This is a genomic window from Pseudomonas wadenswilerensis, assembly GCF_900497695.1.
GTDB lineage: Bacteria > Pseudomonadota > Gammaproteobacteria > Pseudomonadales > Pseudomonadaceae > Aquipseudomonas > Aquipseudomonas wadenswilerensis.
This window is the reverse complement of sequence record NZ_UIDD01000010.1, coordinates 446031-458921: the sequence shown is the minus strand read 5'-3', so window position 1 is coordinate 458921 and position 12891 is coordinate 446031. Positions and strand designations below refer to the sequence as shown.

At 63.0% G+C, this 12891-nt stretch carries 9 protein-coding genes and 3 pseudogenes; 7 read left to right on the top strand and 5 right to left on the bottom strand.

Features of this window, described 5'->3' with window-relative positions; genetic code table 11:
- The first annotated feature begins 30 nt into the window (after positions 1-30).
- From CCOS864_RS20935 to CCOS864_RS28615, 3 genes and pseudogenes are all read left to right on the top strand, one after another.
- Positions 31-957, top strand: a complete 927-nt coding sequence (locus CCOS864_RS20935) for a DMT family transporter (protein WP_115088186.1) — start codon at positions 31-33, stop codon at positions 955-957.
- A gap of 87 nt (positions 958-1044) precedes the next feature.
- Positions 1045-1236 (top strand): annotated as a pseudogene (locus CCOS864_RS20930) (LysR family transcriptional regulator); the annotation flags it as partial.
- Between the two features lie 123 nt (positions 1237-1359).
- Positions 1360-1485, top strand: a complete 126-nt coding sequence (locus tag CCOS864_RS28615; protein ID WP_258578890.1) for a PA1414 family protein — start codon at positions 1360-1362, stop codon at positions 1483-1485.
- Positions 1486-1539: 54 nt separating this feature from the next.
- Here CCOS864_RS28615 and CCOS864_RS20925 read toward each other — a convergent pair whose 3' ends face one another.
- Positions 1540-2919: a sodium:solute symporter family protein gene (locus tag CCOS864_RS20925; RefSeq protein WP_115088185.1), complete on the bottom strand. Its 1380-nt coding sequence runs from the start codon at positions 2917-2919 to the stop codon at positions 1540-1542.
- Between the two features lie 145 nt (positions 2920-3064).
- Positions 3065-4015 (bottom strand): agmatinase, encoded by a 951-nt coding sequence (gene speB / locus CCOS864_RS20920; RefSeq protein ID WP_115088184.1) that lies wholly within the window; start codon positions 4013-4015, stop codon positions 3065-3067.
- Between the two features lie 222 nt (positions 4016-4237).
- On the opposite strand from speB, the gene CCOS864_RS20915 reads away from it, so the two are divergent.
- The 4 genes and pseudogenes from CCOS864_RS20915 (at position 4238) to CCOS864_RS20905 (ending at position 7512) form a co-directional block, all read left to right on the top strand.
- Positions 4238-5131, top strand: a complete 894-nt coding sequence (locus tag CCOS864_RS20915; RefSeq protein ID WP_115088183.1) for a LysR family transcriptional regulator — start codon at positions 4238-4240, stop codon at positions 5129-5131.
- 136 nt (positions 5132-5267) lie between these two features.
- Positions 5268-5579, top strand: a pseudogene (locus CCOS864_RS28805) (PAS domain-containing protein); the annotation flags it as partial.
- Positions 5580-5858: 279 nt separating this feature from the next.
- Positions 5859-6833: pseudogene (locus CCOS864_RS28800) on the top strand (methyl-accepting chemotaxis protein); the annotation flags it as partial.
- Between the two features lie 79 nt (positions 6834-6912).
- A complete protein-coding gene (locus CCOS864_RS20905; RefSeq protein WP_115088181.1) occupies positions 6913-7512 on the top strand; it encodes a tRNA-uridine aminocarboxypropyltransferase in 600 nt (199 codons plus the stop codon).
- A gap of 430 nt (positions 7513-7942) precedes the next feature.
- On the opposite strand, the gene CCOS864_RS20900 is transcribed toward CCOS864_RS20905, so the two are convergent.
- From CCOS864_RS20900 to CCOS864_RS20890, 3 genes are read right to left on the bottom strand one after another with little or no spacing between them, the layout of a single operon-like run.
- Positions 7943-9298 (bottom strand): HlyD family type I secretion periplasmic adaptor subunit, encoded by a 1356-nt coding sequence (locus tag CCOS864_RS20900; RefSeq protein WP_115088180.1) that lies wholly within the window; start codon positions 9296-9298, stop codon positions 7943-7945.
- 11 nt (positions 9299-9309) lie between these two features.
- Positions 9310-11457: a type I secretion system permease/ATPase gene (locus CCOS864_RS20895; RefSeq protein ID WP_267954066.1), complete on the bottom strand. Its 2148-nt coding sequence runs from the start codon at positions 11455-11457 to the stop codon at positions 9310-9312.
- A 40-nt stretch (positions 11458-11497) separates the two neighbouring features.
- Positions 11498-12871, bottom strand: a complete 1374-nt coding sequence (locus CCOS864_RS20890; protein ID WP_115088178.1) for a TolC family outer membrane protein — start codon at positions 12869-12871, stop codon at positions 11498-11500.
- Positions 12872-12891: the final 20 nt, after the last annotated feature.

The window sequence follows — 12891 nt, the reverse complement described above, 5'->3', positions numbered from 1 at the left end:
CATGTCGTTGCCTGATACCGGGGGCGCCCGATGAGCGCCACCCGCCGCAATACCGATGCCTTCGCCCTGCAAGTGATGCTGGTGCTGTGCCTGATCTGGGGCATCCAGCAGGTGATGATCAAGTGGGCCGCGCCGGATATCGCGCCGGTGATGCAGCAGGCCATGCGTTCAGGCATGGCGGCGGTTCTGGTCGGGCTGCTGATGTGTTTTCGCGGCGGTTGGGATCAGGTGGCCAGCACCTGGCGCGGTGGCCTGCTGGCCGGCGCGCTGTTCGGCCTGGAGTTTCTGTTCATTGCCGAAGGCCTGAAGCTGACCTCGGCCGCGCACATGTCGGTATTCCTCTACACGGCACCAGTGTTCACGGCCCTGGGCCTGCACTTCATGCTGCCAAGCGAGCGGCTCAGGCCTCTGCAATGGCTGGGTATCCTGCTGGCGTTCTGCGGCATTGCCTTTGCCTTTGCCGGCGGCGTTTCGTTGGAGCAACTGGACGGGCGCATGCTGTTGGGCGATGCCTTTGGCGTATTGGCGGGCCTGGCCTGGGGGGCGACGACGGTAGTGGTGCGTGCTTCGCGGTTGTCTGAGGCACCGGCAACCTTGACATTGTTCTACCAACTGGCGGTCGGCTTCGTCGGCTTGCTGTTGATTGCCGTTGCCAGTGGCCAGGTCACCCACGTGCAGTTCACCCCGCTGTCGATTGGCAGCCTGCTGTTCCAGGGCCTGATCGTGTCGTTCTTCAGCTACCTGACCTGGTTCTGGCTGCTGCGTCGCTACCTGGCCTCGAACCTTGCAGTGTTCTCCTTTATCACACCCTTGTTCGGGGTGACCTTCGGCGTACTGCTGCTCGGCGAGCCGTTGAGCCTGAACTTCGTACTCGGGGCCGTCATGGTGCTGCTTGGGGTAACGCTGGTCAGCGCTGAGCAGTGGGTGCGCCGGCGCTTGCGCAGCCTGCTCGGCTAGTCGACCACACGCATGCAGAACGGGCGCATTTTCGGCGACACTTGGTCTGTGTTGTGCGCGCGACTACGGCCTATTTCCGTAAAAAAGGCTAAAAGCGGGCTCGACAGCCTGCCGGGCAGGGAGCGGGTGGCGGTGCATCGCCTGCAGGCGCCGTTCGATCAGGCCACCACCTGGTTGATGTGGCGCAAGGGCATGCGCGGGGCAAACTTGAGCGCCTGGATCGATTTGCAACAAGGGGAAACAGTTGCACAGGCGACGGAACTGGCGGTCAGTGCTTGATCAAGATCAAACTCGGCTTTGGTCGTATGTTTTCGACATGCGCAATGTAAGACATCGGGCTATGATCTGTATGAAGCATCGCAGGATTTATTCGCCGTGCAGGCTGACCCGTAAGGGGGAGTTATGAGAAACCATCTGTTCAACTGGCTCCACGACCTGGCCGCTGCCCTGGGCCTGATCCCGCCACCGCTGCAGCCGGTGCCGATCCCTACCGACGAAGAACAGCGCAAGCGCCAGCAACGTCGCTAAAACACATTGGCCGCCGCATCATTGCTGATGCGACGGCCGTGGTGCACCTGCCTGTCAGGCCAGGTTGACGGCGCCTACCGGGCGGCGCGACATCAGGCTGATTACCACAAAGCTCACCAGGCCGATCGCCAGGCTGTAGTAGATCGGCGTGTTGGCATCCATCCCATCCTTGATCATGAACGCCAGGGCAGTGACAAAGCCCAAGGTCATGCTGGTGATCGCCGCCGCAGTGGTGGCGCGTTTCCAGTAGATGGCGCCGATCAGCGGAATCAACATGCCGCCCACCAGCAGGTTGTAAGCCAGGGTCAGGGCGCTGATGACATCGGTTACCACCAGGGCGATGCCCAGTACGGCAATGCCGGTCAGCAGGGTGAACAGGCGGTTGATGCCCAGGCTCGACTGCTTGCCGCCGCGCAGCTTCGGCAGCAGGTCTTCGGTCAGAACGGTGGAGGCTGCCAGCAGGCCGGCACTGGCGGTCGACATCATCGCGGCCAGCGCAGCGGCAATCACCAGGCCGCGGATGCCATCAGGCAGGGCGGATTTGACGATCGCGGCAAAGGCGTTGTTGGCGTTGTCCAGGTCCGGCAGGAGGACATGCGCGGCCATGCCGATCAGCGCGCACACCAGGCCGTAGATCACGCAGTAGACACCTGCGGTGGTGCCAGCGTACTTGGCGACCTTCTCGTCACGGGCGGTGAACACCCGTTGCCAGATGTCCTGGCCGATCAGGATGCCGAAGAAGTAGATCAGGAAGTAGGTGATGATGGTGTCCCAGCCGATGGTGGTCAGGCTGAAGTTACTCGCCGGCAGCTTGGCCACCAGTTGATCCCAGCCACCGACCTTGTACAGGCAGATGGGCAGCAGGACGAACATCAGGCCGACGGTCTTGATCACGAACTGGACGATGTCGGTCAGGGTCAGCGACCACATGCCGCCGATGGTCGAATAGACCACTACCACGCCACCACCGAGCAGGATCGCGCCCCAGAACGGCAGGTCGAACAGCACTTGCAGGACGGTGCCGATAGCCAGGGTCGAAGTCACCGCGATCATCAGCGCGTAGGCAAGCATGATCACTGCACTGGCCTGGCGGGCCATGGGGTTGTAGCGTTTTTCCAGCACCTGGGTGACGGTGAAAATCTTCAGGCGCAGCAGCGGCTTGGCCAGGAACAGGTTCAGGGCGATGATGCCCAGGCCCAGTGCCGCGCACAGCCAGAAACCGGAAATCCCGTGGACATAGCCCAGGCGAACGGTGCCGACGGTAGACGCGCCGCCCAGTACCGTGGCGGCCATGGTGCCCATGTACAGGCTTGGGCCGAGGTTGCGCCCGGCTACCAGGTAATCTTCATGGGTTTTTGCCCGGCGCATGCCGAACCAGCCGAGCGCGAGCATGCCGGCCGCATAGATCAGAACAACGAATATGTCCAAGGCCATGGGTGTCTCCAATTATCTTTATTATGGTGAGATCGACCCCGGCGCCAGGCAAGCCTGACGCCAGGTCATTCGTCTACTCAGTGGGCCGTCGTTGCGGCCCGACTGTCATGGCTCCTGCCCTGTTGCAACTCCTGGTGTACAACCGTTAGCGGCGAACCACGCCCGGCAGTGCACAGAGCATTTCGTACAGCAGGTTGGCACCCAGCAGCGAGGTGTTGCCGGTGGTGTCGTAAGGTGGCGAGACTTCCACCAGGTCGCAGCCGATCAGGTCCAGGCCCTGGCAACCGCGGATGATTTCCATCGCCTGGATGGTGGTCAGGCCGCCGATTTCCGGGGTGCCGGTGCCGGGTGCCCAGGCCGGGTCGATACCGTCGATGTCGAAGCTCAGGTACACCGGGCCGCCGCCGACTTTCTCGCGCACTTCGGCCATCAACGGCTCCAGCGATTTGTGCCAGCACTCTTCGGCCTGGACCACACGAAAGCCCTGCTTGCGGCTCCAGTTGAAGTCTTCAGCGGTGTAGCCCTGGGCGCGCAGGCCGATCTGCACCACACGGTCGCAATCCAGCAGGCCTTCTTCGACGGCGCGGCGGAAGGTGGTGCCGTGGGCGATCTTCTCGCCGAACATGTGATCGTTGACGTCGGCGTGGGCATCGATGTGCACCAGCCCGACCTTGCCGTGCTTCTTGTGGATCGCCCGCAGGATCGGCAGGGTGATGGTGTGGTCACCACCCATGGTCATGGGGATGACATTGTGTTCGAGGATCTCGTCGTAGGCTTCTTCAATGATCCGCACGGCGTCGAGCAGGTTGAAGGTGTTGATCGCCACGTCGCCGATATCGGCAATCGACAACGAATCGAAGGGCGCAGCGCCAGTGGCCATGTTGTACGGGCGGATCATCACCGATTCAGCGCGGATCTGCCGTGGGCCGAAGCGGGTGCCGGAGCGCAGCGAAGTACCGATGTCCAGGGGAATACCGATGAACGCGGCATCCAGGCCTTCGGCGCTAGGCAGGTGAGGGAGACGGAGCATGGTGGCGATGCCGCCGAAGCGCGGCATTTCGTTGCCGCCCAGTGGTTGGTGCAGAATCTTGTCCACGGTCGGGCCTCATCGATTCGATTGTTGTAGTTGTTGGAACCTGTCTGGCTGGCCTGGGACAAACCCTGAAATGCCGGCAAGCAGGTGCATTGCGGCAGAGTCTGCAAAAGGTAGTGGGTGAAAAGAATCGCTACAGGCAAATACTTAGTTCAGGTTTTTCTGAACTAATGCCGGGGATGGCGTTAGAATCCGGCCACCTGTTGCCCTGCGGACCGCGATCAAATGGCCTCTGCCTTGCCTGACCTGAAACTCCTGCGCATCTTCGTCAGCGTCGTGCGTCATCAGGGGTTTGCCAATGCCCAGCGCGAGCTGAACCTGTCGACCTCGGCCATCAGTACCTACATGAGCCAGCTGGAGGCGGCGCTGGGCATCGTCCTCTGCCATCGCGGCCGCGGCGGCTTCAGCCTGACCAGCAAGGGCGAACTGTTCCATCAGGAGACCTTGCGCCTGCTGGCGGAAATGGACGGCTTCGAGCAATACGCGGCGGCGCTCAAGGGCGAATTGCGCGGCACCCTCAACCTGGGGGTGATCGACTCCACCGTGGGTGATCGGGCCCTACCCCTGGCCGAGGCGATCGGTGCCTACAGCCAGGAACACCCGGCAGTGCATTTGCACTTGTCGGTATCCAGCCCCTACGAGCTGCAGCTGGGGGTGCAGGACAACCGTCTGGACCTGGCCATCGGCGCCTTTTCCACACGTATGAGCGGGCTGGTGTACCAGCCGTTGTACCGTGAACAGCATTGGCTTTACTGCAGCAACCGCCACCCGCTGTTCAACGAGCGGCGCATTCCCGAGCAGGTGATTACCCAGCAGCGCATGGTCGGTCGTGGCTACTGGAGCCAGGCGGAGCTTGCCCGCCACGGCTTCAAGCACAGCGCGGCGACAGTGGAAAGCATGGAGGCGCAACTGATCCTGGTGTTGTCGGGCGCCTACATTGGCTACCTGCCGGAACACTATGCCCAGGCTTGGGTCGACAAGGGGGATTTACGGGTGCTATCGCCGGCGACCTTCGGCTATCAGGCGCCGTTTTCCATGATAATTCGCCGTGGCCGCAGCCGCGAACCCTTGATCCAGACCTTCCGCGACTTGCTCAAGGCGCAACTCACTCCTGCCTGAACGAAACGGCCACTGAAAAATTTAGTCGCGGCTGCAAAAAATCCTGAAAATATCGGCCGCAACCCCGTAATCGCTCTGCTAAACCTGTATTGGCTTGATGAAATTTCCCATCATTTCCTAAGCAGGGATCGCCCAGATGCGCATGAATTTGCCCGTCACTGAGCATGAAAGAGTCTTTCCGAGCGAACAGCGGCTGATTTCCACGACAGACCTCAACAGCCGCATCACCTATTGCAACGACGCCTTTGTCGCCATCAGCGGTTTTACCTACGAAGAATTGCTCGGTCAGCCACACAATCTGGTGCGTCATCCGGACATGCCTCCCTCAGTGTTCGGTCATATGTGGGAAACCATCAAACAGGGCAAACCCTGGATGGGCGTGGTGAAAAATCGTTCAAAGAATGGCGATTTCTATTGGGTCAGCGCCTACGTCACGGCGATTTACGAGAACGGCCGGATCAGCGGCTATGAGTCAGTGCGTTCGGTTCCGACCCGCGAGCAGATCCGCCGGGCCACGGCCCTGTATGCACGACTGCGCCAGGGTCGTGGCCCGGTTCCGCTGGCGGCGCGGCTGGGGGCCGCCCTGGAACAGGGCTGGCCGCTGGTGGGCGCCGCTGTTCTTTCTGCCATCAGTTACCTATGGCTGCCGCAATACGCTGCCCTGGGCGTATTGATGGCCAGTTTGCTCAGCGCCTGGTACCTGATCGAAGCGCGGCACAACCGGGTGATCCGTCGTACCCTGGACGAACACCCGAAAGCCTTCACCAGCCCCTTGGTGGCCCTGACCTATAGCGACAACAGTGGCCTGCAGGGCCAGCTGGACCTGGCAATCCTCAGTGAAGAAGCGCGCCTGCAAACCGCGCTGACCCGCCTGGTGGATGCCGGCGTGAGCGTGAAGGCGCGTGCCGCGCAGTCTTCCGACTTGTCGGGCGCCCAGGCGCAACTGCTCGATCGCCAGCGCAGCGAAACCGACCAGTCGGCCACGGCCATTGCGCAAATGGCAGCGACCATCCAGGAAGTTACCCACAACGTGCAGAGCACCGCCACGGCGGCTTCCGACGCTGATCATCTGGCCCAGCAGGGCAGCGACCTGGCGCAGCAAAGCCTGCGCGCCATGGGCAGCATGGCCGAGGCGGTCAGCGACATCGGCCAGGCGGTCAATGCCCTGGCGGACCAGACCCAGTCGATCGGCAGCGTGGTCGATGTCATCACCTCGATTGCCGAGCAGACCAACCTGCTCGCGCTCAATGCGGCGATTGAAGCGGCGCGGGCCGGTGAGCAGGGCCGGGGCTTTGCCGTGGTCGCCGATGAGGTGCGCTCGCTGGCCCAGCGTACCCGCACTTCGACCGAGGAGATCCACCAGATCATCGCCTCGTTGCGCGCCGGAGCCGAGCGGGCGGTGTCCAGTGCCAGCAAGGGCGAGCAAATCTCTCGCGACAGTGTGCACAGCGTCGAGGCGGTGCAGTCGGCGTTGGTGGGGATTACCCAGGCGGTCAGCCGCATCACCGGCATGAGCCAGCAAATGGCGACCGCCTCGGAGCAGCAGAGCCATGTCGCCGAGGACATCAACCAGCAGATCACCCGCATTGCCCAGCTCTGCGATCACAGCGCCGGGCAGGCCAAGCAGGGCGCGGAGATCAGCCAGGACCTCGAACGCATGGCCGACTATCTGTACGGTCTGGCAGAGCGCTTCAACCGCTGAAGCTTTATCGTCTCTCCCACAGGGAAGTGGGCTTTTTTCGGGACTGCTGTGGCACACTTTGCCCGCTCAGGAGAACCCGATGTCCAGAATCCACTGCGAGCGCTGTTTGCGCCCACAAGCTCATTGCCTTTGCCCGTTGATCCCGTCGCTCGACAGCCGCACCCGTGTGCTGTTGCTGCAGCACCCCAGTGAAGTGCGCCATGCCCTCAATACCGCGAAGCTGGCAGCGCTTGGCTTGCGCAATGCGCAGTTGCAGGTGGGGGAAGTGTTCGAGGATCTGGCTGAGCTGCTTGAGGCGCCGGGGTATCGCAGCGTCTTGCTGTTTCCGGGGGATGAGGCGCAGCCCTTGGTCGCTTATGGTGATGACCAGGATGATCGACCGTGGCAACTGGTGGTGCCTGATGGTACCTGGCGTAAAGCGAGCAAATTGCTGCATTTGAATCCGTTGCTGGGCGCATTGCCGCGGGTGACCCTGGCCCAGGTCCAGCCTTCGCGCTATCGCCTGCGCAAGGCGCCGCAGCCGGGCGCGTTGTCGACCCTGGAGGCGGTGGTGCAGGCGTTGAACGTGCTGGAGGCGCCGCAGAACTTTGATGCGCTTTTAAAGCCGTTCGAGGCACTGATCGAGGGGCAGATCGCGGCGATGGGGCGCGAGACGTACGAGCGTAATCATCTACGTTGAGCCACTGCGAGCGCTTCGCGCTCGATCGCTGGCAAGGCCAGCTCCCACATTGGATCTGCAGGCGGCAATTCTGTGGGAGCCGGCCTTGCCGGCGATGGGCTGCGCTCAGCAGCTCCCGAACGCTTGATCGCTGGCAAGGCCAGCTCCCACATTGGATCTGCAGGCGGCAATTCTGTGGGAGCCGGCCTTGCCGGCGATGGGCTGCGCTCAGCAGCTCCCGAACGCTCGATCGCTGGCAAGGCCAGCTCCCACATTGGATCTGCAGGCGGCAATTCTGTGGGAGCCGGCCTTGCCGGTGATGGGCTGCGCTCAGCAGCTCCCGAACGCTCGATCGCTGGCAAGGCCAGCTCCCACATTGGATCTGCAGGCGGCAATTCTGTGGGAGCCGGCTTTGCCGGCGATGGGCTGCGTACAGCAGCCCTCGAACGCTTCAGCGTTCGCGCATCGCCTCGGTACGTGCCTTGAGCACCGGCTTGAGCAGGTAGTCGAGCACGCTCTTGTGCCCGGTGATGATATCCACCGTCGCGGTCATGCCCGGAATGATCAACAACGGCTTGTTGTCACCCCCCAGATGGTTGCGGTCGGTACGCACCTGGATCAGGTAAAAGGCATTGCCCTTGTCGTCGGTGACGGTGTCGGCGCTGATCAGTTCGAGCTTGGCCTTCAGGCCGCCATAGATGGTGTAGTCGTAGGCGCTGAACTTGACCATCGCCGACTGCCCGGGGTGCAGGAAGGCGACATCTTGCGGCCGCACCTTGGCCTCGATCAGCAGGTTGTCTTCCAGCGGCACGATCTCCAGCAGGTCGCTGCCGGGCTGGACCACGCCGCCGATGGTGTTGACCTTGAGCAGCTTGATGATCCCGTGAACCGGCGAAACCACCGTGGTGCGGGTCACCCGGTCATCGATGGCGATGCTCGAGGCAGTGATCTTCGACAGGTCGGTGCGTTTTTCGTTGAGCTCCTTGGCAGCTTCCGAACGAAACCCGGCTTCGGACTCTTCGATCTTGCTCTTGATCTCCGCTACCGCCGCTTCGGCCCGGGGGATCGCCAGGCTGGTGGCGTTGAGCGAGCCGCGGGCTTCGACGGCGCTGCGCTTGAGACGCAGGATCTCCACCGGTGAAATCGCCCCGGTGCCGACCAGCGGCGTCGACATGTTCAGCTCCTGCTGCAACAGGGCCAGGGCAGAGCGGTATTGCTCGACCTTGGAGCGGAACTCGGCCAGTTCCTGGGTCTTCTGCCGCAGTTGTTCGTTGAGGGTCTGCTTCTCGCTGGTCAGGCGACGCTGGCGTGACTGGTACAGCGACAGCTCGTCTTCAGCCACCTGCGGCGCCTTGCTGCGCACTTCTTCGGAGAGCTGGAACGGCCGGCCTTCGGCTTCGGCTGACAAGCGCTCGACCTGGGCCGTGAGGGCAAAACGGTCGGCCTCGCTCTCGCCCTTGTTGGACTGAAACCGGGTGTCGTCCAGGCGCAGCAGGGTATCGCCCTTGTTCACCATCTGCCCTTCGCGCACGAAGATCTCGGTAACGATGCCGCCTTCCAGGTTCTGGATCACCTGGACCTTGCTCGACGGAATGGCCTTGCCTTCGCCCATGGTCACTTCATCGAGCACGGCGAACTTGGCCCAGAGCAGCGCTACCAGTAACAAAGCTGCAGCCAGCCATACGGTAATGCGTGACAGGCGCGGCGAGTCCTGCAGCGTGGCGCCGGCCACATCGGGCATGAACTCGTGTTCGGCGGTCTTGCCGAAACTCTGGAAGTAACTGCGCAGGCCTTGGCTTACGGACATGGATGGACCCCCTAGAGTGCCGCGCCAACGCGGCCTTTGCGCAGTGCATCGATGACCGCTTCCTTCGGTCCGTCGGCAACGATCCTGCCGTTGTCCAGCACCAGCAGCCGGTCGACCAGGCTGAGCATCGAGGTGCGGTGGGTGACCAGCAGCAGGGTCTTGCCCTGGACCCAGCCATGCAGGCGCTGGCGCAGTTGGTCTTCGCTGCTGTTGTCCATGTGGCTGGTGGGTTCGTCGAGGATCATGATCGGCGGTTCGAGCAGCATCGCCCGGGCCAGCAGCACGGCCTGGCGCTGGCCGCCGGAGAGCAGTTGGCCACGCTCGCCCACCGGGCGGTCGAAGCCTTGCGGATGTTGCCGGGCCAGCTCGCTGACGCCGGTCAGCTCGGCGACTTCGAGCATCCGCGCATCACTCACATAGCGCGCGCCAAGGGTCAGGTTGTCGCGCAAACTGCCCGCCAGCAGCGGCAAGTCATGGGCGACGTAGCCCAGTTGGTGACGCAAGTCGGCGATGTCCAGTTGGCGCAGGTCGAGATTGTCGAGCAGGATCTGCCCTTCGTCCGGGGCATAGAAACCCATCAGCAGGCGCGCCAGGGTGCTCTTGCCGGAACCGCTGCGGCCGATGATGCCGATACGTTCGCCCGGCTTGACGCTGAAGCTGATGTCATTGAGGGCGGCAGCGTTCTGTCCGGTGTAGCGAAAGCTCACATGGCTGACGTCGAGGGCGCCGTGCAACTGGGTGCGTTCCAGCGGCTGCTGGCCGGCCTGGCGTTCCTGGGGCAGGGCCATCAGCGCATCGGTGCTGCGCATGGTCAGTTGTGCCTGCTGGTAGCGGGTAATCAGCCCGGCGATCTGCCCCAGCGGTGCCAATACCCGGCTGCCGAGCATATAGCTGGCGACCAGGGCGCCGACGCTGAGGTTGCCGGCGATGATGCTGTAAACCCCGGCAACGATGGTGGCCATGCCGCAGAACTGCTGGATGAACAACGTGCCGTTGGTGGCCACGGCCGAAAGGTTGCGGGCGTGGGCGTCGAGGCGGGTGAGGGCGCCGTGGGTACTTTCCCACTGGTACTGGCGCTCGCTTTCAGCGCTGCAGGCCTTGAGGGTCTCCAGGCCGCCGAGGGTTTCGATCAGCAAGGCCTGGCGCACGGCGCCAAGGGCCAGGCTTTTTTGCACGGTGTCGCGCAGGCGTATCTGGATGAACAGGGCGAAGACAATGGTCAGCGGAAAGGCGATCAGCGGGATCACCACCAGCCAGCCGCCGAGCAGGCCGATCACTGCCAGCATCAACACCACGAAGGGCAGGTCGATGACGCTGGTCAGGGTCACCGCGGTGAGGAATTCACGCAGGCCCTGGAAGTCATGAATGCTCTGGGCAAAGCCGCCGACCGTGGCCGGGCGGGCTTTCATCGACATGCCGGTGATGCGTTCGAACAGGGTGGCAGAGAGAATCAGGTCGGTCTTTTTTCCGGCCTGGTCGAGCAGGTGGGCGCGGACTACGCGCAGGGTCAATTCGAACAGGGTGCCGATCAACAGGCCGGCACTCAGCACCCAGAGCGTCGAGGTGGCCTGGTTGGGCACCACCCGGTCGTAGGTCTGCATGACGAACAACGGCACCATCAGCCCCAGCAGGTTGATCAGCAGGCTGGCGAGGATGGCGTCGCTGTACAGCCAGCGCGAGAGTTTGAGGGTGTCGCGGAACCAGGCGTTGACCCGCGGCATCAGCGGGGCCCGCAGGTCTTCCAGTTCGTGGCGGGGGCGGGCGAACAGGGCTTCACCGGCGTAGGCTTCAAGCAGTTCTTCGCGGCTGACCCACTGCTCGCCGCCTTCGGCTTCGCAGGGCAGGATCAACGCCCGGCCATCTTCGCCCCAACGGCGCAGCACTGCGCAGCGACCGTCCTTGAGCAGCACCAGCACTGGCAGGTTGAGCGCCGAGATTGACCCCAATTCACGCCGTAGAACCCGCGCCTGCAGCCCGGCCCGTGCTGCTGCCCGGGGCAGCAGCTCAAGGCTCAGGCGTTGCTCGGGCAGGGGCAGGCCGGCACTCAGACCGGCGCGACTGACAGTGCAACCATGCAGCTTGCAGAGGATCAGCAAGCCATCGAGTAACGGGTCATCGAAACTCTGGCGCGGATCTAATGCCGAGCTCGCAGGTTGCATGCTGGTCAAGGTCGCCTACTCCTGCAGCGGGTGGAGGGGATTAGCGCATATCGGGCAAGCGCGCCTCGCTCTTCACTTCGCTCTTGGCGATCGCTTCGGGGGGCAACGAGATGCGCTGCTTGCTCAACAATTCACCCATGTTGGCCAGGACCCGGTACATGGAGAACTCTTCGGTGTAGCGCACTTCGGTGTAGCGGCGGTTGGCGTTGTACAGCTCGTTTTCACTGTCGAGCAGGTCGAGCAGGGTGCGCTGGCCGAGGCCGAACTGGTCTTGGTAGGCCGCGCGCACGCGGGTGGAGGTCTCGGCGTATTCGCGGGCCGCCGGCAGTTGCACGCGGGCGTTGTTCATGGCGTTCCACGACAGCGACAGGTCCTCGGTAAGCTGGCGCAGAGCGTTGTTGCGGATGTCCATGGCCTGGTTGATCTTGTGCGCATCGGACTGCAGGCGGGCCTTGTCGCTGCCACCACGGAACAGGTTGTAGTTGAGCTCGACACCGGCCTGCCAGTCGTTGTTGTCATGGCCGACCTGGCCTGCGGTGTTGTTGTTGGCACCGGTGGCCAGCACCGCGTCCAGACGCGGATAGAACGGCGACTTGGCCACTTCGTATTGCTGCTCGGCCGCATTGACATCGGCCTGGGCGGATTTCAGGTAGGGGTTGTTGTCGAGCATGTTCTGGCGCGCAGCCCCCAGGTCGCCAGGCACTTCGCCCTTGATGGTCACCGGGGTTTCCAGCTCATCGGCCGGGCGACCGACGACGCTATAGAACCTGGCCTCGGCATCGGCCAGGTCGACCTCGGCGGTGTACAGGTTGTTTTCCGCCAAGGCGCGGCGGGCAGTGGACTGGTCGCGGTCGGCGATGCTGCCGACGCCACGCTCGCTACGCAGGCCGATCTGGTCGTTGACCCGCAGGTGCGCTTGCAGGTTGTTCTTGGCCAGGGTCACCAGCTCACGGCGTTTGAGCACCTCGAGGTAAACCTCGATGGCGCTCAGGGCGACGGACTGGGCGGTGGCCTGGGTGTAGTAGGCGCGCGAGTTCACCACCGCTTCCGTACGGCCGACTTCGTTGGCGGTGTTGAAGCCGTCGAAGAGCATCTGCCGCAGGCGCAGGTCGGACTGGGTGTAGGTCAATGTCTCTTTATTATGGTCGCGCGTGCCGTCGACATTGGTGCCACGGGTGTTGGTGTTGTCGGAGCGCTGGCGCCCATAGCCGGCCACCAGGTCGACTCTGGGGTAGTAACCGCCTCTGGCGAACTTCACATCTTCATCGGCCGACAGCCGGCTGTTCTTGCTGGCTCCAATTTCCGGATGTTGATCCACGGCGTTTTGCACAGCCTCATTAAGTGACATCGCCTGGGCATTGGTACATGCCATGGCCAACAGAATTGCGCTGGTGATGGGGGTCAAAACGCGCATGGGTTACTTCTCCCTGATTT

Coding starts and splice junctions, on each gene's coding strand:
- CCOS864_RS20935 (WP_115088186.1), top strand. CDS start 31: ATGAGCGCCACCCGCCGCAATACCGATGCCTTCGCCCTGCAAGTGATG.
- CCOS864_RS28615 (WP_258578890.1), top strand. CDS start 1,360: ATGAGAAACCATCTGTTCAACTGGCTCCACGACCTGGCCGCTGCCCTG.
- CCOS864_RS20925 (WP_115088185.1), bottom strand. CDS start 2,919: ATGGCCTTGGACATATTCGTTGTTCTGATCTATGCGGCCGGCATGCTC.
- CCOS864_RS20915 (WP_115088183.1), top strand. CDS start 4,238: ATGGCCTCTGCCTTGCCTGACCTGAAACTCCTGCGCATCTTCGTCAGC.
- CCOS864_RS20905 (WP_115088181.1), top strand. CDS start 6,913: ATGTCCAGAATCCACTGCGAGCGCTGTTTGCGCCCACAAGCTCATTGC.
- CCOS864_RS20900 (WP_115088180.1), bottom strand. CDS start 9,298: ATGTCCGTAAGCCAAGGCCTGCGCAGTTACTTCCAGAGTTTCGGCAAG.
- CCOS864_RS20895 (WP_267954066.1), bottom strand. CDS start 11,457: ATGCAACCTGCGAGCTCGGCATTAGATCCGCGCCAGAGTTTCGATGAC.
- CCOS864_RS20890 (WP_115088178.1), bottom strand. CDS start 12,871: ATGCGCGTTTTGACCCCCATCACCAGCGCAATTCTGTTGGCCATGGCA.